This is a genomic window from Flavobacterium aerium (assembly GCF_030766725.1).
In the GTDB taxonomy this organism is placed as follows: domain Bacteria; phylum Bacteroidota; class Bacteroidia; order Flavobacteriales; family Flavobacteriaceae; genus Flavobacterium; species Flavobacterium aerium.
The window spans coordinates 1-22,622 of the sequence record NZ_JARQWR010000007.1; the positions used below are offsets into that span (position 1 = coordinate 1).

General features: G+C 33.2%; 15 protein-coding genes and 1 pseudogene. 7 read left to right on the forward strand and 9 right to left on the reverse strand.

Annotated features, from left to right (window positions below; genetic code table 11):
- Positions 1 to 1,564 (reverse strand): annotated as a pseudogene (locus P6733_RS10455) (hypothetical protein); the annotation flags it as partial.
- A gap of 169 nt (positions 1,565 to 1,733) precedes the next feature.
- On the opposite strand from P6733_RS10455, the gene folE reads away from it, so the two are divergent.
- From folE to lgt, 4 genes are all read left to right on the forward strand, one after another.
- Complete coding sequence (folE, locus tag P6733_RS10460; RefSeq protein WP_306352818.1) at positions 1,734 to 2,405, forward strand: GTP cyclohydrolase I FolE; 672 nt, start codon at positions 1,734 to 1,736, stop codon at positions 2,403 to 2,405.
- Between the two features lie 67 nt (positions 2,406 to 2,472).
- Complete coding sequence (cysS, locus tag P6733_RS10465; RefSeq protein ID WP_306352819.1) at positions 2,473 to 3,954, forward strand: cysteine--tRNA ligase; 1,482 nt, start codon at positions 2,473 to 2,475, stop codon at positions 3,952 to 3,954.
- Positions 3,955 to 4,012: 58 nt separating this feature from the next.
- Complete coding sequence (gene yidD, locus P6733_RS10470) at positions 4,013 to 4,261, forward strand: membrane protein insertion efficiency factor YidD (RefSeq protein ID WP_306352820.1); 249 nt, start codon at positions 4,013 to 4,015, stop codon at positions 4,259 to 4,261.
- A 64-nt stretch (positions 4,262 to 4,325) separates the two neighbouring features.
- Positions 4,326 to 5,249, forward strand: a complete 924-nt coding sequence (lgt, locus tag P6733_RS10475) for a prolipoprotein diacylglyceryl transferase (RefSeq protein ID WP_306352821.1) — start codon at positions 4,326 to 4,328, stop codon at positions 5,247 to 5,249.
- A 351-nt stretch (positions 5,250 to 5,600) separates the two neighbouring features.
- Here lgt and secDF read toward each other — a convergent pair whose 3' ends face one another.
- The 7 genes from secDF to P6733_RS10510 form a co-directional block, all read right to left on the reverse strand.
- Entirely contained in the window at positions 5,601 to 8,570 is a 2,970-nt protein-coding gene (gene secDF, locus P6733_RS10480; protein ID WP_306352822.1) for a protein translocase subunit SecDF, read from the reverse strand.
- 220 nt (positions 8,571 to 8,790) lie between these two features.
- Entirely contained in the window at positions 8,791 to 9,726 is a 936-nt protein-coding gene (gene mdh, locus P6733_RS10485) for a malate dehydrogenase (protein WP_306352823.1), read from the reverse strand.
- 83 nt (positions 9,727 to 9,809) lie between these two features.
- Positions 9,810 to 11,750, reverse strand: coding sequence for a DNA topoisomerase (ATP-hydrolyzing) subunit B (gene gyrB, locus P6733_RS10490; protein WP_306352824.1), 1,941 nt, complete (start codon positions 11,748 to 11,750; stop codon positions 9,810 to 9,812).
- A gap of 179 nt (positions 11,751 to 11,929) precedes the next feature.
- Entirely contained in the window at positions 11,930 to 13,552 is a 1,623-nt protein-coding gene (gene asnB / locus P6733_RS10495) for an asparagine synthase B (RefSeq protein ID WP_306352825.1), read from the reverse strand.
- A 244-nt stretch (positions 13,553 to 13,796) separates the two neighbouring features.
- Positions 13,797 to 14,246: a hypothetical protein gene (locus P6733_RS10500; protein ID WP_306352826.1), complete on the reverse strand. Its 450-nt coding sequence runs from the start codon at positions 14,244 to 14,246 to the stop codon at positions 13,797 to 13,799.
- 73 nt (positions 14,247 to 14,319) lie between these two features.
- Entirely contained in the window at positions 14,320 to 16,062 is a 1,743-nt protein-coding gene (locus tag P6733_RS10505) for a porin family protein (RefSeq protein WP_306352827.1), read from the reverse strand.
- Positions 16,063 to 16,120: 58 nt separating this feature from the next.
- Positions 16,121 to 19,135, reverse strand: a complete 3,015-nt coding sequence (locus P6733_RS10510) for a tetratricopeptide repeat protein (RefSeq protein WP_306352828.1) — start codon at positions 19,133 to 19,135, stop codon at positions 16,121 to 16,123.
- Positions 19,136 to 19,376: 241 nt separating this feature from the next.
- On the opposite strand from P6733_RS10510, the gene P6733_RS10515 reads away from it, so the two are divergent.
- From P6733_RS10515 to P6733_RS10525, 3 genes are all read left to right on the forward strand, one after another.
- Positions 19,377 to 20,060 carry a cell division ATP-binding protein FtsE gene (locus P6733_RS10515; protein ID WP_306352829.1) on the forward strand — a complete coding sequence of 228 codons (684 nt, stop codon included), beginning with the start codon at positions 19,377 to 19,379 and terminating at the stop codon, positions 20,058 to 20,060.
- A 318-nt stretch (positions 20,061 to 20,378) separates the two neighbouring features.
- Complete coding sequence (locus tag P6733_RS10520; protein WP_306352830.1) at positions 20,379 to 21,275, forward strand: glycosyltransferase family 2 protein; 897 nt, start codon at positions 20,379 to 20,381, stop codon at positions 21,273 to 21,275.
- Positions 21,276 to 22,223 (forward strand): glycosyltransferase family 2 protein, encoded by a 948-nt coding sequence (locus P6733_RS10525; RefSeq protein ID WP_306352831.1) that lies wholly within the window; start codon positions 21,276 to 21,278, stop codon positions 22,221 to 22,223.
- Here the strand turns inward: P6733_RS10525 and P6733_RS10530 are convergent.
- Positions 22,214 to 22,618 carry a sugar 3,4-ketoisomerase gene (locus P6733_RS10530; RefSeq protein WP_306352832.1) on the reverse strand — a complete coding sequence of 135 codons (405 nt, stop codon included), beginning with the start codon at positions 22,616 to 22,618 and terminating at the stop codon, positions 22,214 to 22,216. The genes P6733_RS10525 and P6733_RS10530 overlap by 10 nt on opposite strands.
- Positions 22,619 to 22,622 lie beyond the last annotated feature (4 nt).

A 22,622-nucleotide genomic window follows, 5' to 3' on the forward strand; every position in this document is an offset into this window, starting at 1 on the left:
CAACAACTGGAATCGCATTAATTGTTACTACAAAACTTTTCTCGTCTGTACAATTTGGGGTAGTCCCAGATTGAGCATAAACATACACGGTTTGCGTAGTAGTGAGTGTTGCTCCTGCTGCTAATGGTGTTCCTGTTCCTCCTGTTCCAGTAAAGTATCCTCCTACTGTTAAAGCTGGTAAAACATAACTTCCACATCCTGATACATCGGCAACTGGTGCAACAACAGGTTGCGGGTGAACCGTTACAGTAAAGCTTGTGTTTGCAAAACATCCGCCAGCTGCTGTGTTAACCACGTGAACATAAATTGTTCCACTAGGACCTGTGTAAACTGATGGGGTTGGTATTGGATTGGCTCCAGTAGCTCCATCGGCAGCATTTGTATGGTAGGTAATTGTATATCCTACAGGACCTGCGCCATCTAGAATAATATCTTCTTGTGTTGTTAAATCAAAAGTAGAAGTACCTGAACCTGCCGGTAGCTCACATTTTTCAAGATTACCCGGTTGTCCTAAAACAACAGTAACCTTATTTAATGTAAAGGTTTTAACTGTATTACATCCTGCTCCTGATAAATCTTCAATTCTTATATATATGGTTTCTCCATTCCCTGGACTTTGGTAACTTCCCAAATCAGCTGTTGGAATAAAAGGAGAACCTGTATTTAAATTTCCTAAAGTAGCAAAATAAGTTAATTCATAATTTGCATTTAAACCTAAAGCGGTTAAATCATTTGTATTCAAATTATAGGTTTGCATTGGCGTCCCATTATCACAGACTGTGAGATCTGAAGGGGGATTCGTCTGAATACCTGGTGTTACAGTAACTGTAACCGAATCTGTTGCATTATTAGAACATCCTGGCTTAGTCACTACAACTGTATAAACACCTGCAGCAGAAACTGTTAATGTTTGTCCATTAGCTCCTGGTACTATACCTCCATCATGAGTCCATACATAAGATGTCGCTCCAGAAATATTTGAATTAAGTGTATAAGATTGTCCTTCACAAAGAGGTACATCCGGACCTAAAGATATAGGACAAACAATATCACAGTTTGTAGAACCTGTACCTCCAGATTGTCCAAAACTGATAAACCCAGATTGTCCATTGAAGTTGGTAATCATAACCATATAGATTTGACCTACCTGAGCACCTGTAATTGTAAAATCTTCTTCTGGTGCTGCAGAATAACTACAACCTACTTGTGTCCCTGCTCCTAAATTTCCACACGCTTGTGCAGGAGAAGTAAAGGGTCCGTAAGCAATAAAATCGACATCTAGTGGATTTCCAATTGGATTTCCTTGTCCATCAAACTGTGTATTTTGCACAATATGGAAGTTAAGATCTCCTGGAGTTGCAATTTGCAAATAATACCAAACAGGGTTTGGTGTTGTTGCTAAACATGAAACTGATCCAGCACTTGGCACTCCTGTGGTATTTGGAAAAACCATTGTACTACCGCCTGCACAAAAGGGCTGAGCTGTAGCACAAGTTGCCCCTTGTCCAAAGACATTAATACACATCAAACTGAACAAAATCAATAGGAAGTATTTCTTTCTCATTTTTATTAAACTGTTTAAGGTTCGAAATTTACATAATTTTAAGAAACTTTTAAGGTTTTGTATTAAAATTTTTAAATATTAACAGTTGAAATTATTTTTACAGTATAATTAGGTTTAATTAATTATCTTTGTTCTCTTAAATTTTAATCAAAAAAACAATTATTTTATAATGATTCCAAACGAAGATTTTTTAGACGAAATTGGAGATAATCATATTGCTACAAGCGCTTTTACCCCTTTAAGAGAAAATGCTTTTGATCTATCTGATGATAAAAAAATAGAACTGATAAAAAAAGATGTTGAAAGCATCCTAAATACATTAGGAATGGACCTTACAGATGACAGTCTAAAAGGTACTCCTAATCGTGTCGCTAAAATGTTTGTGAAAGAGATTTTTGGAGGTTTAAATCCTGCCAAAAAGCCAAGTGCATCAACTTTTGAAAACAAATATAAATACAATGAAATGCTTGTTGAAAAAAACATTACTGTTTATTCAACTTGTGAACATCACTTACTTCCTATTGTTGGACGTGCTCATGTTGCTTATATTTCCAATGGAACTGTAGTTGGTCTTTCTAAAATGAATAGAATTGTCGATTATTTTTCAAAAAGACCACAAGTACAAGAACGTCTAACGATTCAAATTGTACAGGAATTACAAAAAGTATTAAATACTCAAGATGTTGCCTGCGTAATTGATGCAAAACACTTATGCGTTAATTCAAGAGGAATTAGAGATATCGAAAGTAGCACTGTTACAGCTGAATTTGGTGGACAGTTTAAAGAAGATAAAGTAAGAAGAGAATTTTTAGACTACATTAAATTAGATACTCAGTTTTAATACCATAAATTGATTTGAATTATTTTAAAATTTAATTCAAAAAAATCTTTTAATCCATTTAAGCCAAATGCCTTTATATCAACATCAGACATTAAAATTATACAACTCCTTAAGCGGAGAAAAAGAAGTTTTCACACCTATTCATGAGGGGAATGTTGGAATGTATGTTTGCGGCCCAACGGTTTACAGCAATGTTCATTTAGGAAATGTTAGAACTTTTATGTCATTTGATTTAATCTTCAGATATTTAAAACATTTAGAATACAAAGTACGCTATGTTCGAAATATTACTGATGTGGGACATATTGTTGATGATGAAGATGAAGGTGAGGATAAAATTGCTAAAAAAGCTCGTTTAGAACAACTTGAACCTATGGAAGTCGTACAGCGTTATACTGTGGACTTTCATCAGATATTGGAACTATTTAATACAATTCCGCCAAGCATTGAACCTACGGCTACTGGTCATATCATAGAACAAATCAATATCATCAAACAAATCATCGACAATGGTTTTGCTTATGTTGTGGATGGATCTGTTTATTTTGATATTGCTAAATTCAATGAGAAACATCATTACGGAATACTTAGCGGTAGAAACATTGATGAAATGCTAGCTAACACTCGTGAACTTGCTGGGCAGTCAGAGAAAAGAAATCCACAGGATTTTGCACTTTGGAAAAAAGCTGAACCGCAACATATCATGCGATGGCCTTCACCTTGGAGTGATGGTTTTCCAGGATGGCACCTTGAGTGTACTGCAATGAGCACAAAATATTTAGGTGATAAGTTCGATATTCATGGTGGTGGAATGGATTTAAAGTTTCCACATCACGAATGTGAAATTGCACAAAATGAAGCTTGTACAGGTCATGCTCCAGTGAATTACTGGATGCACGCTAATATGCTAACATTGAATGGTAAAAAAATGGCTAAATCGACTGGTAACAACATTCTACCAAAGGAAATTTTCACAGGAAATAACCCAATATTAAGTAAACCTTTTTCACCTGCTGTAACTCGATTTTTCATGTTACAGGCGCATTACAGAAGTATATTAGATTTTTCTAATGATGCTATTCTTGCTGCAGAAAAAGGATTTAATCGATTGATGGAAGCCATTGACAATAGTAAAGATCTTAATTCTAGTCCTACTTCTTCTTTGGATATAGCAAGTTGGAAACAATCTTGTTACGATGCTATGAATGATGATTTTAATAGTCCTATATTAATTGCACAACTTTTTGAAGCTGTAAAATATATCAACCTATTAAAAGAAGGCAAAGAAACATTAACTGCCGAAGATCTAAAAACATTACAAAATGCTTTAAATGTGTTTGTTTTTGATGTTTTAGGTTTGGTAAATGAAAAATCTTCTAATAATCAAAATGAAAAACTGGAAGGCATTGTAAATATGTTAATCACAATGCGTAATGAGGCTAGAGCTAATAAGGATTTTGCTTTGTCAGATCAGATTCGCGATCAATTGATCACCTTAGGAATACAACTAAAAGACGGAAAAGACGGAACTACTTTTTCAGTAAACTAATATAACAATGGGCAAATGATATTCTATTTCAAATGCCCATTGTTTTTAAACCAATAATATGAGCCTTAAAAAAATTCTCATATTCCCATTCATATTATTAATCCGTTTTTATCAAGGGGCCATTTCTCCTTATACACCTGCAGCTTGTCGCTACACTCCTACCTGTTCACATTACAGTGCAGAAGCTTTGCAAAAGCATGGTCTATTTAAAGGAGGTTGGTTAGCAATTAAACGTATTGCAAGTTGTCATCCTTGGGGCGGCAGTGGTTATGATCCTGTTCCTGAAAAAGATATTATCAAAAAATAATCTTAATCATTACAATTGGTTTAAATCAAATTTTTAATTTTAACGTAAAATATATTTATTACTTATGACACACCCATTGAATATAGTCTGGAATCCATCTGAAGGAATTGACTTAGGTTTTTTCGTAATTCGATATTACAGCTTAATGTTTGTTGTAGCTTTCTCTTTAGGTTGGTACATCATGAAGAAAATTTTCGAACGTGAAAACGAATCTATTGAAAAACTTGATTCTTTATTCATCTATTCAGTTGTAGCTACCTTAGTTGGTGCTCGATTAGGACATGTTTTATTTTATGATTGGGAATATTTTCAACATCATTTACTTGAAATCTTCTTACCTTTTAAATTTGAACCAAAATTTGAGATTACAGGTTTCGCTGGTTTAGCTAGCCATGGAGCAGCCATTGCTATCATCATTACAATGTATTTCTATAGTAAAAAAGTAATCAAAAAACCATTATTATGGACTTTAGACCGTGTCGTAATTCCTGTTGCTAGTGGCGCTATTTTTGTTCGTCTGGGTAATTTCTTTAATTCTGAGATATTAGGTAAGGAAACAAATTCTGCTTTTGGAATTAAATTTTTACACGATGCATATTCTCCGAATGAAGTCGTTCAATTAACACACATCACCCCACCCAAAGCCGCTTATAAAGCAATTGTTACCGATCCTCAGTTTGCAAACTTATTACAAGCTGTACCTGTAAAACATCCTGCTCAATTATACGAAGCGATTGGTTATGTCTTTGTATTCTTTATATTATTCTTTATGTACTGGAAAACTGAGGCACGCAAGAAATTGGGTTACTTATTTGGAGTATTTTTAGTTTTACTATGGAGTGTTCGTTTTATTGTAGAATTCATCAAAGAGAGTCAAGGTGGATTTGAAGGCAAAGAGCCGATATTACTTACTGGACAATGGTTAAGTATTCCTTTTATCCTTGTTGGTTTATATTTCATGTTCAGACCTACCAAAGCAGAAGCATAATTAAACATCTTATTATAGTATATAAAAAAAGCCTGAGGAATTCCTCAGGCTTTTTTTATATACATCTATTTTAGCATTATTGTATCTACTATCTTAATCTAATTGCAATTACTCTAGAGCAGTAATACAACAACAACTTAAAATCTAAAACAACCCCTATACACGGCCATTATACTCAAAATCTGATTAAGACTAAGTCTCCACACAATCATCGCTTAATCTTTCTTAGGATCCTTTTATTTTATATTGAAGATTAAATTATAGTCCTAAAAAAAAGTCCCGATAATTATCGGGACTTTTTACTTTTATTTTGAACTAAAATATTGCTTTATAATCTAAATAATTCTTTAATTATTCAGCGCTTTCTGCGTGTCTTTTTTCAATTAATTCTCTTTCTTTTCTTGAAACTGTATCACATAATACTGGAGTTGCAATGAATAAAGAAGAGTATGTACCAACACCAATACCAATTAACATCGCGAATACAAATCCTCTGATTGATTCACCACCAAAGATGAACATAATCAATAATACGATTAACATTGTTAATGATGTATTAATTGTTCTTGACATTGTTGTATTAATAGATTGGTTTACGATATCATTAAAGTTACCTTTAGTTTTACCTGCTAAGTATTCTCTAACTCTATCAAATACAATTACAGTATCATTCATCGAGTATCCAATTACTGTTAGAATAGCTGCAATAAAGTGTTGGTCAATCTCCATGTGGAATGGAGCATATTTCCAGAATAAAGAATAGATACCTAATACAAATATAACGTCATGCGCTACTGCTGCAATTGCACCTAAACTATATTGCCATTTTCTAAAACTGATCATCAAATAGATGAATACAATAGCCATAGAACCTAATACTGCCCAGTAAGAATTTGTTTTAATATCTTCTGCAACTGCAGGACCTACTTTAGAAGCTTGTAAAATACCTACTTTCTTACCTTCGTACGTGTTTACAAATTTCTCATAGGATAAATCTGTTGTATAATATTTCTTAAGGTTATCATACATTAATTTATTTACTTCCTTATCTGCTTCAACTCCGTGATCTGCAACTTTATATTTTGTTGTAATTTTCAATTGACTAGCATCTCCGAAAATTTTAGCCTCAGCACTTCCGAATACTTTAGATAAGTCTTCTGCAACAGCTGATGCTTCAACTGGTTTTTCAAAACGTACTTGGAATGTTCTTCCTCCAACGAAATCTACACCTTGATTCAATCCGTTTGTTGCTAATGAAATAATACTAACAATAACTACAATTCCTGATATCACGTAAGTGATTTTCTTTTTTCCTAAGAAATCAAAATGGAAGTTCGTAAACATATTCTTAGAGAATTTTGTAACGAATGTCAAATTGTTTTTTCTGCTTACGCTCCAGTCTAAAAGAATTCTTGTAATAAAAATTGATGTAAACAATGAAGTTCCAATACCAATTAATAATGTTGTAGCAAATCCTTTAATTGGACCTGTACCAAAAATCAACAATACAATACCTGTTAAGATGTGTGTAACGTTTGCATCTGTAATAGAAGACATTGCTCCTCTCCAGCTGAAAGATGTTTTAATTGCTTCAGGCAATGTTTTACCAGCTCTTAACTCTTCTTTCGATCGTTCATATATAATAATGTTCGCATCTACCGCAGTACCCATTGTCAAGATAATACCTGCAATACCTGGTAATGTAAGTACAGCACCTAAGCTTGCTAAAACTCCAAATAAGAATAAAAGGTTCACCCCTAAAGCCACGTTAGCATACCAACCTGCTTTACCATAATAAACAACCATCCATAACGATACGATTAATAAACCGATGATCGATGACATAATACCATTATCAATAGCTTCTTGCCCTAATGATGGTCCTACTACTTCTGATTGAACGATATCTGCAGAAGCTGGTAATTTACCTGCTCTTAATACGTTTTCTAAATCTTTTGTTTCTGATAATGTAAATTTACCTGAGATTACTGAACTACCTCCAGTGATTGGCTCATTAACATTTGGCGCAGAGTATACGATGTTATCTAATACAATTGCAATAGCTCCTTTATTTCTTGAAACTTCCGTTGTAAGTTCTTCCCATTTTTTAGATCCACTTGGGCTCATTCTCATAGAAACCGATGGTTTACCAAATTGGTCAAAATCAGCTTTTGCATCTACAACAACACTTCCACTTAATGGTGGGTGATTATCTCTATTTCCTTTTAAAGCATATAACTCTACCGCAGAAATATCTTTTTTGTCTTTATCTTGTATAGAAGTTACTTTACCCCAAGCAAATTTCACATAACGTTGTTCTGCTGGTAATAATGCTTTAATATCTTCTCTTTTTAAGTAACCGTTGATTACTGCTGTATCTTTTGGTGAGAAGTAAGCAATGATTGGTCCACCACCACCACCGATGATTTTATCAAATAACGGGTTATTTCCTTTTGTTACTGCAGCTGAATCTTTAGATACATCTGTCAATAATGAATCGATATCTGATTTTTTTGTTTCTTTCGTTACAACTTCAGCTTTCTCTGTTTTTTTCAAAGCTTCGTTAGCTGTCATTAAAAACTGGCTAATTTCTTCTCCTTTATATACATCCCAAAATTCTAATTGAGCTGTACTTTGTAATAAATTCTTAATACGGTCAACATCTTTTGCACCTGGAAGCTCTACTAAGATTCTTCCTGTTTCTCCTAATGGTTGAATATTAGGTTGTGTTACACCAAATTTATCGATACGTTTTCTTACTACTTCAAATGCACTAGCCGTTGACTCTTCTACTTTCTTTTTCAATACAGCTTGTACAGCTTTATCAGTCATTTGAAAGTTGATTTCATCACTTAAGTTTCTATTTGCAAAAATATCAGGTGAAGCTAATTTCACTTTACCAGCAGACTCTTTTTCAAAAGCAATAAAGAAAGCATCTAAATAACTTTGATTACCTTCTCTGTTTTTTGTTGCATCTGCTAAAGCTTTATTAAAAACCGGATTTTTTGAGTTGTTCGATAATCCTTTCAATACGTCTTTAATAGACACTTGAAGAATTACGTTGATTCCACCCTCTAAATCAAGACCTTTATTAATCTTTTTGTCTTTTACTTCATTATAAGTAAATTTCGTGAAACCTAGATTGAAAACAGATTCTTTACCAATAGAATCTAAATAAGAAAATTCTTTAGCCGAATCTCCATTAGCAAATTTTTTCGCGTTGTTTTCTACTCGGTCGGCAACAAATGTGAATGAAAGTTGGTAAATACTTACCAATGCAAATAAAATTGCAAAAAATTTAACGAGTCCTCTATTCTGCATTATTACAAGTAATTAATTAATTTTTGTTATTTAAGTTGTTTCGCAAAAAATCAAAATTAAAATATCCTTTACTACATTTATAAAGGTCTTCAAATCTTCACTATTTTTTTTAAAACGAGCAAATATATAATTTACCAAAAGATTAACCAATTTATTTATCGATTAATATATAAAAAAAGACTGCATATAGCAGTCTTTTTTTTGATAATTTATGATTTGCTTAAGATAAAACTGATTTTAAATCTTCATTCATGTTACGAACTGCATCTGCACTCTTCACAAATAAATCTTTTTCAACCGCATTTAACTCAATATTTACAATCTCTTCGATTCCATTTTTTCCTATAATACAAGGTACACCTACAAAAATATCTTTTTGTCCATATTCACCTTCCAATAAAGTAGAGCAAGGAATAATTTTCTTTTGATCGTTCAAAATACTATCTACTAGATAAGCTACTGATGCTCCAGGAGCATACCATGCCGAAGTGCCTAACATACCGGTTAAAGTTTTACCCCCAACCATTGTATCTTCTGCTACTTTTGCTAAAGCTTCTTCTGATAAAAATTCAGAAACTGGTATACCATTATAGGTTGCTAAACGCGTTAAAGGAATCATCGTTGTATCTCCATGACCTCCAATTACCATTCCATGAACATCATTTGCAGGTTTCCCTAAAGCTTGTGCTAAATAATATCTAAATCTTGAACTATCTAAGATACCTCCCATACCGATTACACGGTTTTTAGGAAGGCCTGTTGCTTTTTGAACTAAGTAAGCCATTGTATCCATTGGATTTGAAACGACAACAATTATTGCCTCTGGCGAATATTTCAGTACGCTTTCTGCCACTGTTTTCACAATACCTGCATTGATACCAATTAATTCCTCACGAGTCATTCCTGGTTTTCTAGGGATACCTGAAGTTATAACGACAACATCGCTTCCAGCTGTTTTTGAATAATCGTTCGTGCTTCCTGAAACTTTAGTATTAAATCCTAAAGTGGTTGCTGTCTGAGAAATATCCAATGCTTTTCCTTCTGCAAAATTTTCTTTGATGTCAATTAAAACTATCTCGCTCGCAATTCTTCTAAATGCAATTGCATCAGCACATGTTGCGCCTACGTTACCGGCTCCTACAATAGTTACTTTCATTCTATAATTTTTTTTAGTTGTTGATTAGTTTCATATCAAAATTGATATTCTCAAATATAATAACAAAAACCATTATATCTTACTTATGCATCAATTTTTGCATAAACTGCATTCTTCTCTATAAATTCTCTACGTGGTGGAACTTCATCCCCCATCAACATTGAGAAAATACGATCTGCTTCTGCTAAACTATCAATTGAAACTCGTCTAAATGTTCTGAATTCTGGATTCATTGTAGTATCCCACAATTGCTCTGCATTCATCTCTCCAAGACCTTTATATCGTTGAATGGTTGCATTACCACCCATTTTCTCATTTGCAATATCACGTTGATCATCGTTCCATGCATATTCCTTTTTATTTCCTTTTTTCACTAAATATAAAGGTGGTGCTGCAATGTATACGTGTCCATTCTCAATTAACTCTCTCATGAATCGGAAGAAGAACGTCAAAATTAATGTAGAAATGTGGCTACCATCGACATCGGCATCACACATAATAACAATTTTATGGTAACGTAATTTTTCTAAATTCAAAGCTTTACTGTCTTCAGCAGTACCAATAGTAACTCCTAAAGCTGTAAATATATTTTTGATCTCTTCGTTTTCAAAAACTTTATGGTGCATTGCTTTTTCCACATTCAAAATCTTACCTCTTAAAGGTAGAATTGCTTGGAAATTACGGTCACGCCCTTGTTTTGCTGTTCCACCTGCAGAATCTCCCTCGACAAGGTAGATTTCACATTTTACTGGATCTTGTTCAGAACAATCTGACAGTTTCCCAGGTAGTCCACCGCCACCCATTACGGTTTTTCTTTGAACCATTTCACGTGCTTTTTTCGCAGCATGACGTGCCTGAGCCGCCAAGATTACTTTTTGCACAATAATTCTAGCATCGTTTGGATTTTCTTCCAAATAATTTTCTAGCATCTCCGAAACAGCTTGACTAACTGGCGCTACAACCTCACGGTTTCCTAGTTTCGTTTTTGTTTGCCCTTCGAATTGTGGTTCTTGAACTTTTACAGAAATAATTGCTGTTAATCCTTCACGGAAGTCATCTCCAGAAATTTCAAATTTCAATTTATCTAATAAACCAGAAGCATCTGCATACTTTTTCAAGGTATTAGTCAAACCTCTTCTGAAACCAGACAAGTGTGTTCCTCCTTCGTGCGTATTAATATTATTCACGTAAGAGAAGATATTCTCTGTGTAACTTGTGTTGTAGATTAAAGCAACCTCAACTGGGATTTCACCTTTTTCACTCTCCATGCTAATTACATGGCTAATGATTGGTTCACGATTTCCATCTAGAAAACGGATGTATTCTTTTAAACCTTCATCACTATGGAATGTTTCAGAAACAAAATTTCCATCTTTATCAACTTCTCTTTTGTCTGTAAGTGTAATTGTAATTCCTTTGTTCAAGAAAGACAATTCACGCATACGGGCAGCCAAAGTATCATAAGAATATTCAACTGTCTGTGTAAAGATGCTATTATCAGGTTTAAAAGTTACTACAGTACCTCTTTTTTCTGTTTCACCAACTTGTTTTACAGGATAAATTGCTTTTCCCTTTTCGTATTCTTGTTCGTATATTTTTCCTTCTCTGTGAACTGTTGCTTTCAAGTGGTTTGATAAAGCGTTTACTACAGATACCCCAACACCGTGAAGACCTCCAGAAACTTTATATGAATCTTTATCAAATTTACCTCCGGCACCAATTTTAGTCATTACAACCTCAAGTGCGGAAACACCTTCTTTTTTATGTATATCTACCGGAATACCACGACCATTATCTTCAACCGTTACCGAGTTATCATCATTAATAGCAACATAAATAGTATCGCAATGTCCTCCCATCGCCTCATCGATAGAGTTATCTACCACTTCATAAACTAAGTGATGAAGACCTCTAACACCTACATCTCCAATATACATCGAAGGACGCATTCTTACGTGCTCCATTCCTTCTAAAGCCTGAATACTATCTGCTGAATAATTGTTTTTATTGATTTCTTCGCTCATATAATTATATTCTAAATATATTTTTTGATTAACGAACAAATATACAAAAATCCTAGGGATAATCTGGTATAAATGACGTTTTTAGCCGTCAAGTTATCAACATTTGTTCATTATTCGCAACTAAAAACAGAAAAAGCGTTGCCATAGCAACGCTTAACTAAACAAACAACTAAATTATACTAAAACTCAACAGCCACAGGCTTCTTTGCTATTGCTGTGTCGGCCATGACATGTGCAGCATTTGCTCTTCCGCTTGGGTCTGTATTTTCTTGCCATTTCGGAATCCACTTTCTAACGGTTTGCGCAGCACTTTTCTGCGGAAAATGCTTATGGAATAAGCTTCTATAGAAATATGCTTCCTTTGATGTTGGCGTATTGTATGGAAATAGTTCCGATGCTTTACTAAGCTCATCATCGGTTACTTGACTTGAACAGTATTCAATTAAATTATCGATCCAACTGTATCCTACTCCATCTGAAAATTGCTCTTTTTGCCTCCATAAAACTTCATCAGGTAGATAGGGACTTTCTGGTGTATCGAATGCTTTTCTCAAAATATACTTTTCTATACCCTTATAAGTTTTTGGTTGTTTTTCTTCTGGTTTAATCTTTATCGCTAATTCCAAAAAGGCTTTATCTAAAAATGGCACTCGTGCCTCGAGTCCGTGAGCCATAGTCGATTTATCTGCTCTTAACAAGTCTGCGGTAAATAATTTCTGCACACGTTCAATTGTTTCTTTTTGAAATTCCTCTACTGTTGGCGCATTTCGGAAATAGAGGTAGCCTCCAAAAATTTCATCAGCTCCTTCGCCTGACAAAACAACCTTAATCCCTAAATCTGAAATTGCTTTAGACAAAAAGTACATCGGTGTACTTGCCCTAATAGATGTAACATCATAGGTTTCTAAATGCCATATTAGTTTTTCTAAAATTGAAATTCCTTCCGCTACTGTAAAGTGAATCTCATGGTGTTCTGTACCAATAAAATCCGCCACTTTTCGAGCTGCTACAGCATCTGGCGCATCTGCTGTTAAACCGATAGAAAAAGAATGTAGCTTCTTCCCTTCTTCTGCCAAAAGCCTTGCTGCTATCGAAGAAGTTAACGATGAATCTAATCCTCCTGAAAGCAAAACTCCAATAGGAACATCACTCATTAAGCGTTTGCGGGTTGCTTCCGTCAATGTCTCTCTAATTTTATCTAAGTCCAATATTTCTATTGCTTTCTCTGCATCTACCCATTGTGGGTTATAGTATTTCACAAACCCCGTTTTAGGCGTATAATAATGTCCTGGAGGGAATGTTGAAAATGTTTTACATTCTTCTGAAATTGCTTTCATTTCTGATGCAAAATAAATGCGACCTCTTGCATCAATTCCGTAATACAATGGTTTCACACCTAGCGGATCTCTTCCTGCAATAAAGTCGTCTCCATCAATTACAACAAAGGCAAAAATTCCATCTAGCTTCTCGCAAAAATCATATCCGAACTCTTCGTATAGATGCACAATAACTTCTGAATCGGAAGTGGTTCTAAATGTATGTTCTTTCAAGATAGTTTCACGTAAATGTTTGTGATTGTATATTTCGCCATTATGAATCATAAACGCTTGATTTGTTCCTTGAATAGGTTGTTTTCCAGTATATAAATCGACTATCGATAAACGTTCATGACATAGAATATGTCCTTTCTCTGTTCTCTGTAAGTCGCTTTCATCTGGTCCTCTATGGGACATGCGTTTTGACATTTGCTTTACTAAAGCTTCATCTAATCCTTTTCCAATAATGGCTAATATTCCACACATAATACACTTGTTTAATTATTTTCAACAAGGCAAAATTGCATTATCAGTTACAATTACAAAACACAAAATAACATATTAGTTATAATTTGAAACAAAAATTACATTTTTAAATTAAATAATAAACTCACACAAAGTATTTCTCCTTATCACGCTTTCAAATTCTAAATTCAAGGGTTCATTTTTAGACATAAAAAAAGCTGCTCTAAAACAGAACAGCTTATTATTTCAAAATTCACTCTTAAAATTATTCGATACTTTCAATCACATAAGTAGTGCCATTAATCTCAAACATATGTCCCACTTCCATCCCTAACATTTTACCTCCTAATGGGGATTGAGGTGATAATGCGATTACATTTACTTCATCAATCTTAATTTTAGGTAAGGCTGTACTCATAAATAATAAAATACCATTGGCCTTGACTAGGCTTCCTAAAATAATTTTTGATGTTGTAGTTGTTGGATCAATCTTTTCTAAAATTGCTTTTTGTCCTAAAACTTCTTTTAGTTTATGATTAATTTTCTCTTGCTCAAGGTGCATCATAGACAAAGCTGTTTCATGCTTATCTCCGGCAGAACCTTTCGCATCGTTTTGTGCATCTTCTGTCAATGCCAAAATCATATCTCTAAACACATCTATTTTATCCTGTACGGATTGATTATAGTATTTTAATACCTTTTCTTTAAAAGTCATTTTTTGAGTCGTATAAAATAAAAAACCTACAAGCTTATGATGCTTGTAGGTCTATTGTTTGATTCTTATCATTCTAGAAATCGAATTTATAGGATGCTCCTACTACGATTTGAAATTGTTGTACTGGATAATTCATCCATTTTTGGTACGCTTGATTTGCTAAATTGTTTGCTCTTAAAAAGGCTGTTAGTCTTTCATTGTATTGATAACCTACATGTAGATTTGCATCAAAATAACTATCTAAAGTAACGGTTTGTGCCATTTGAGAAATTGATGTACTGGTTGAGAACATATCTTTACGTTCTCCTACAAAAAATACATTTGCCCCAGCAAACCATTTTTCTGTAATCTTTACATCCATGTTTGCACCAAATTTAAACTCTGGTAAATTATACGCTTCTTCTAATCGATCTGTTTTAAAACTATTGAATGTACCGTTTACACCTAATGAAAAGGCTTTTGACATATCGAATTTTAGCTCTCCAAATAAACTAACTGTTCTTACATCATCGTACACCACATTAAAGGAGTTTCCATACATATATCCTTCTTCTAATGGAGCTGCCCCTATAGCATAGGTATTACTCATGAACAGTGCTTTATTTTTTTCATTCAACAATGATCCTCTTACGTTATAGCCAATATTATTCGCTAATTTCCCTTTTAGACCTACATATAAATCATATTGTTGATCTGTTGGAGCAATCCCAATTGTTGGTGAAATAAATTGATTCTCGGTCATCAAATCACGGTATGAATTCTGACGTAACTTTCCTTCTGCACCAGCGTATGCAATCATCAAATCACCTACGACTTTATAGGATGCTGTTACTTGTGGGTAAACGTAGAATTTATTTCTACTGTTTTGGTTGTCCATACTATAGAAAATTCCTGCTCCTAGATTGATCGATAAATCATCTCTTTGAATCACAAAACTTGGTTGAATTCCAATATTTGTATATCCATATTTTAATGCCTCTGCCGTAAAGTAGTTTCTTTCAAATGTACCACCCACATAATCTACCACAAATAGTGTTTTGATTTTCTCTCCTAATATATCAAATTCTAAAGATGGTTTTACAAAAAATCTATTTTCTGCAGATCCTTTTGCATCCCAAAATCTCTTATACTGTAAAGTCACTTCATTAAAAAGGCTTTCTTTTGTCTCTAATCGCCCACCAACATAAAACGTATGGTACGTTTGCTCTGGTGCAATTGCATCTACTGTTGCTGGATCAAATGTTACAAATTCTTTTGGAAGTCCATACCAGTTGTAAATTTGATGTTGGTATCCTAAATCGGCGTTCCAACTCATATTTTGTTGTTGGTTACCATAGGTTAAATCCAGTTGAGTATTATAGAATTTGTCATTCAAATCAACTTCTTTGATTCCACCTTGTGATGATTGATGGCGTAGCATTCCTCCAACATATTCGTTACGGTTTAAGTTCTCTGTAACAAAAAGCTCTGCATTTAATGTCCCGTAATTTCCAATTCCAATGCTGGCAAAATTATTAAACAGTTTTTCCTGTTTGCTTTTGTCTACATTGGCTGCTTTTCCTTTAGCTGGTGTAAACGTTGAAGCTACGGGGAATGAGAAAATATTATATTTTATTTCTTCTTTCTTTGTATTGTCTTCATCGTCTAATGATGGTGTTTCTTTCACCTTAAACGCATCCGAAATTGTTGGTGTGTAAGGCTTAACAACATTAATTACCTCTGTACCTAAGTTTTCATCTTTCTTTTGCGCCCATGCAGTTTGCAAGCTGATTGTAAAGAAAGCTATTGTGAATATATATTGAAATTTGATTGTCATAATTGTATCAGTATTGGATAATTCGTATTCCTAAATACGCTAAAAATTAATCTTTAAATTATTGATGAATCGATGAGTTACGTTTTGCTTCTTCTGCCTTAATAACTTCTAACTCTTTTTTCGCTTCTTCAACTACGTCTGTATAATCTCCAAAGTTTTTAAGTACACTTTCCAAAATATAATTGGCCTGAAAAGCATCTTTTAATCCATAAAAATTCTTTGCCATTACTACTAATCCTTTTGCTCCAAAATACTTATATCCTGAATAGTCTTTTGCTAATTTCTGAATAGCGGTATTTGATGCTTCAAATTTCCCATCTTTATTTTTGAAATAGGCATCATAATACAATGCTTCTGCAGCTAATTCTCCTTTTGCAATGGTTAATAATTTTGCGTAAGCTGTTTTAGCTTTTGCTTCATCTCCTGATTGCATGGCAGAACGGGCTACGATAATCTGTGCATCACTTTTTACTTTATCATCCATTTTAGCATTGTTCAATACTTTATCTGCATAGACTACTGCGTTAGGATAATCTTTTTGATTGTAATATGATTTCATCAAATTGGACTGAGCAAAAGTTACGTTTTGTGGGTAATCTGCTTCGGTCTCTAATCTTTTCAATACAGGAACGGCTTTTTCATAATCGTTCTTTTTCAAATGAATTTGCGCTAGTCTTGCTAATGATTGTTCTGTAAATTCATTTTTAGGTTTTGCTATTACAAACTCATAGTTTGGAACTGCTAGATTTTCCAATCCATCCGCAAAATAGGATTGTGCTAAATAGAAGTTTGCTTTTAATGCGCTAATTCCATTCGGGAATTTTGATACATATCCTGTGAAACCTGCTATCGCTTGTTTTGTATTGTTTTGTAGGTATTGTTTTTCTGCTGATTCAAAAGTTGCATTATCTAAATCGGCATCGGATACTTCTACGAAATCTAATGTTTTTACCCATGTTGCATATTCATCTACTTTACCGGAATCAACATAGATTAAACGGGCTGTTGATACAGCTTCAATGGCTTCTGGTGTATTTGGGTAAGTTGCTACAACTTGCTTAAATTTCGTTAATGCTTGTTGATCTTTTTCAGCATTATAATAGACTAGTCCTTGTCTTAATATTGCTTTTGATGCATACGAGCTTTCTTTGTATTCTGAGATTAACTGATCGTACACTTTCAATGCATTTTCTGTTTTTTTCTCCGTTACGTAAGTATTTCCTAATTCAAATAGTGCATCATCTCTCAATTTTGATTTTGGAAAATTCTGAACGAATTTATTTAGTTCTGTAATTTTATTATCATTTCTTGATACATATCCATAACTGATTGCTTTTTGGAAAAAGGCATAGTCTGCATCAATTCCTTTCATGTCAATGGCTTTATTATAAGCATCCATTGCTGGCCAGTATTTCGTAGTAACGAAATAACTATCTCCTAATCTTAAATAAGCATCATTCAAACGTACTTTATCGTCTTTTGCTGCTGCTACATAATTCTGGAAGTAGGTTGCTGCTTGATCGTACTCTTTTAGTTTGAAATATGTGTACGCTAGATTATAGTTGATATTTTTGTTTTCTGGTGTATTTTTCGCTTCTGCAAAACCTATGAACTGTTTAAAACTAATTAAGGCTTCTTGGAAATTACTCAAAACATATTCTGTTTCTCCTTTCCAGAACGTTGCTCTAGCAGTAAATTTAGCATCTCTTGGCTCAGCGATTGATTTTTTAAACAATCCTAAAGCTTCTTGGTAATCTCCATCGGTAAACAATTCTAAACCGCGGTAAAAAGTAACTTTTTGGTAGGCTTGTTTGTTTTCGAAACTTTTATTTTTCTCTAATAGGACTAAAGCTTCTTTGTAGTTTTTAGAGGTAATATAAGAGTTAATCAAAAGGGTCTCTACTTCTGCTTTAAAAGCCGAATTTGGATATTTATTCAAATAAGATGATAGTACTTGTGGTACACTTTGGTATGAATTTCCAATTTCATAGCTCAATTTAGCATAATTTAAATACGCATCTTCTTGAATTTTTAAATCAAATTCCATTTCCGATGCATTTTTAAATGCATTTAAAGCTTGTTGTTTTTTATCTGTTTTCAGGTAACTTTCTCCTAAATGATAGTATGCATTTTGTGCCACTCCATCTCTACCATCAATAATTTTATTGAACTGAGCGATTGCATTTTCATAATCTCCTTGTTTATAGTAGGCATAACCTAACATATAAAAGTCGGTGTTACTCCATTTTCCTTTTTTCCCTTTGTATTGTACTAAATAAGGAATTGCTTTATCATATTCTTTTAAATTGAAATAGCTTTCTCCAATGATTTTAGACAATTCAGACTTTTCATTGGCATCAGATTTCGGCATTTGCTCAATTCCAAGATCGATTGCTTTTTGAAACTTTCCAAGTTTAAAGTTCATATCTGCCTGGAAATAGGACATCTTTTCTTTGTACTTTTCTTCTCCTGCTACTTGATCAAAGTATTGGTTGGCTTCTTTGTAGTTATCTCCTTCATAGGCCATGAAACCTAAATAGTATTTTGCTTGTGATCCGTATTCTTTTGAATTCACTACTTTTTCAAAATACTTTTGTGCTTCTTTTCCTTTATTTGCTTTAAAATAGCTGTATCCCATTTGAAAGTTATAACTATCGCGATCGTCATTCGACATACTCGCTTCATCCACTTTATCAAACCATTTTAATGCCGAAGGATATTTTCCTTGTTCGAAATAAAAATGAGCAACTTCAAGAAAAGCTTGATTTTGTTTTGTACTTGTAGGATAGTTTTCTACAAAATTCTCCATCAATAGATCAGCATTCATCTGATTCAAACGTATTGCACAATTTGCAATATAATACGCACAATCCGCTTGTACTTCTTGGTTTGAATTTTCTGTTCTTACTCGGTCAAAAATAATTTGAGCTGACTGATATTGTTTACTATTATAAAGCAAAACTGCTCTGTCATAATCCTTTAAGTCGTGTGTATAGATAGCTGATTGTTGCGCCGAAACATGTTTTGTTCCAATACAAAGTAGCAAAATAATTAGCCAAGAAAATTTACGCATTGTTTTATGGGTTTTAAAAAAATCAAATATATCAAATTCTTACTGTTTATAACGCCTATAAAACGGATTTTAGTATTAACAATTCTTGATTATCACGATAAATTTTAATTCTTTGAGGAATATTCTATAGTTCTAGTAGAATACAAATCTTTGGATTTCAATTCTATTCTTACTTATTTGCAAAATAAAATTTTGATGTAGTACGTTAACTTAGTACTTTTACGAAATAAATCACTTACTTATGTCGCAACCCGTATTATTTTTAAGAAATGTAAATATTTACCAAGAGCAAAATTTAGTTTTGTCAAATGTTAATATTGAAGTCAATCAAGGTGATTTTATTTATCTGATTGGAAAAACGGGCTCCGGAAAAAGTAGTTTTATGAAAACGCTTTATGCTGACTTACCTTTAACTGAAGGGCAAGGTAGTATTGTTGACTTTGACTTGGCTACATTAAAGGAAGCTAACATCCCTTATTTGAGAAGAAAGATTGGAATTGTTTTCCAAGATTTCAAATTATTACCAGATCGTAATATCAACAACAACCTTGAATTTGTATTGAAAGCTACAGGATGGACTGATAAATCTGAAATGCAACTTAAAATTGATGAAGTATTGGATAAAGTTGGAATGAAATCTAAAGCTTCCAAAATGCCACATCAACTTTCTGGTGGAGAACAACAGCGAATTGCTATTGCTCGTGCCTTATTGAATGATCCAGATCTTATTTTAGCGGATGAGCCTACAGGAAATTTAGATCCTCAAACGAGCGCTGAAGTATTACAGTTGTTGAAAGAGATTAATCAAAATGGCAAAACGATTATCATGGCTACACATGATTATGCTTTATTGATGAAATTCCCTGCCAAGACTTTAAAATGTGATGACAACATGATTTTTGAAGTGGTACAGCGTACTGTTTAAAAAACAACACTACATTTTTTCAAAAAACCATATCTGTTTTCTAACGGATTATTTGATATATCCCAGATTGTCATAGATAGTAGTACCGGTATTTATTCCAAATGACGTTTTATGAACTGGATAGCTCTAATTATATTAGGATTGATTTAATTCGAGAGATTGGCTATTCTCTATTCATTGAACTTATACTAAAATTTCAAATTGTACTTCAAAATTAAAGAAGTGAAATAAATATTTTTCTCGTTTAATCATTGTGTATTTTATCTCTAAAACCCATTTTACTTTGTTATTTTTGTTATTGAAATTTCAAAAAAACGAATGCTTTCAATATTAATTCCTATATATAATTATAATGCATCAAAACTGATCACAGTTTTACATCAATATGCATTAGACTCAAAAGTTTCTTTTGAAATTATTGTCATTGATGATGCTTCTACAAATTCTGAAATTTCAGCTCAGAATGCTTCTATTTCTGACTTATTATTCTGTCAATACATTATCTTGGAGAAGAACATTGGGCGTTCAAAAATTCGTAATCTATTAGCCTCAAAGGCATCTTATGATTGGTTATTGTTTATGGATTGCGACACTTTTCCTCAAGATACTAAATACATAGAAAATTATCTGAATGCTATACATTCGAATCAAAGTGATGTTTATTTTGGTGGTATTGTTTATCAAGATGAAAGACCTACTGATGATCATTTATTTCGTTGGGTTTATGGCAAAAAAAGAGAGGCAATTCCATTACAGATTAGAATCACAAAACCGCATCATTATGCTTTAACTTCCAATATCTTGATAAAAAAGAAAATCATGCTAGAGCATTCTTTTCATGGCGAGATTACAAACTATGGTTTTGAGGATTTAGTATTTGTTATGGAATTAAAAAAGAATGGCATTCCGATTACGCATATTGAAAATAGTTCTTATCATTTAAATATAGAACCTTCTTCTGTTTTTTTGGAGAAGACTCATCATTCACTTAATAATCTTAATTTCATTACTGAAAAAGGCATTATCAATTTTGAAGATACTTCACTGACCCAGTTTTATAACAAGATTTCAAAATTCAAATTACAGTATCTCATTATTCCATTTTTTAAAATAAGTCAGCCTTTATTGAAGAAAAATCTATTATCTAAAAATCCTTCTTTATTCATTTTTGATTTATATAAATTAGGCTATTTTTGTAGTATAAAAAACCGCTAAATGCCTATTTTCTCTGTAATAATTCCATTATACAACAAGCAAAATGACATTGCAAATACACTTTTAAGTGTAACACAGCAGTCGTTTGTAGATTTTGAAATTATTATTATCAATGATGGTTCAACAGATGATAGTGCAGCAGAAGTAGCAAAGGTTGATGATCCTCGAATTAAATATTATAAAACGGTTAATCAAGGAATTTCCCAAGCTCGAAACGAAGGAATTAATAAAGCTACTGGAACTTTAATTGCTTTTCTTGATGCTGATGATTATTGGTATTCCAATCATCTTGAACGACTTTACCTTCTTTATACAGCATTTCCTTCGAGTGGAATATTCGCTACAAATTATACATTTTATTACAGCCCTAATCAGATTATTACTCCGCATTATGAAGGTATCCCAGCACATCCTTGGCAAGGAATCGTGGCTGATTTTTTCCTTTCTAGTTTAGATTATCGATTAGCCTGGACCTCAGCACTAGCAATTCCTAAAAAAGTTTTGGATACCGTAGGAACGTTTGATGCTTCAATTTCTTTTGGAGCTGCTGGTGAGGACACTGATTTATGGACGCGAATTGCTTTGCAATATCCTGTCGCTTTTGATACTGAAGTTACAGCGCGCTATCAACTGAATGGGAGTAATCGTGTATCGAATGTAAATACTTCTAAGCGTTCTTTTGATACATTGGATAAATTTCTGGTTCAAGAACAGGAAAATCTTTCTTTAAAAAAATTCTTGGATCGTTATCGCGCTGAATTTGCATTAAAGCATAAGTTGGACTATAACATTGAAAGGTTTAATTTTTACAAGAATGGGATTTCAAAAAATAACATTTCTCGTAAAACATGGTTCTTGCTGAGACTTCCTACTCCTCTTTTAAGGGCATTATATAACTTTAAGCAATGGCTAACCGACAAAGGTTTGACTGTAAATATCTATAATTGATTCGATTGAACGTAATCAATAAATTCATCGTATTCTCGGATGTAATCTTCTTCGTTATAAACAGCTGAAGCAATTACTAAACAAACTGCTCCTGAAGAAAAGTTTTCTAGTTCACGCCAAATACTGGCATTAATCAATAATCCTTTATCTGGCTTATTTAAAGTAATAATCTGTTCTTCTTTTCCGTCTTTCAATAATACATCGAAACTTCCTGATAACGGAATCAATAGCTGTTGTAAGTTTTTATGTGCATGTCCTCCTCTATGTGAAGTACTGGGCACATCGTATAAATAGTATACTCTTTTGATTTCAAAAGGTACACACTCATTTTCAACTACAGCAATATTACCACGGTAATCCTCAATTTTGGGGATTTCAATTATCGATACATTCATGTGA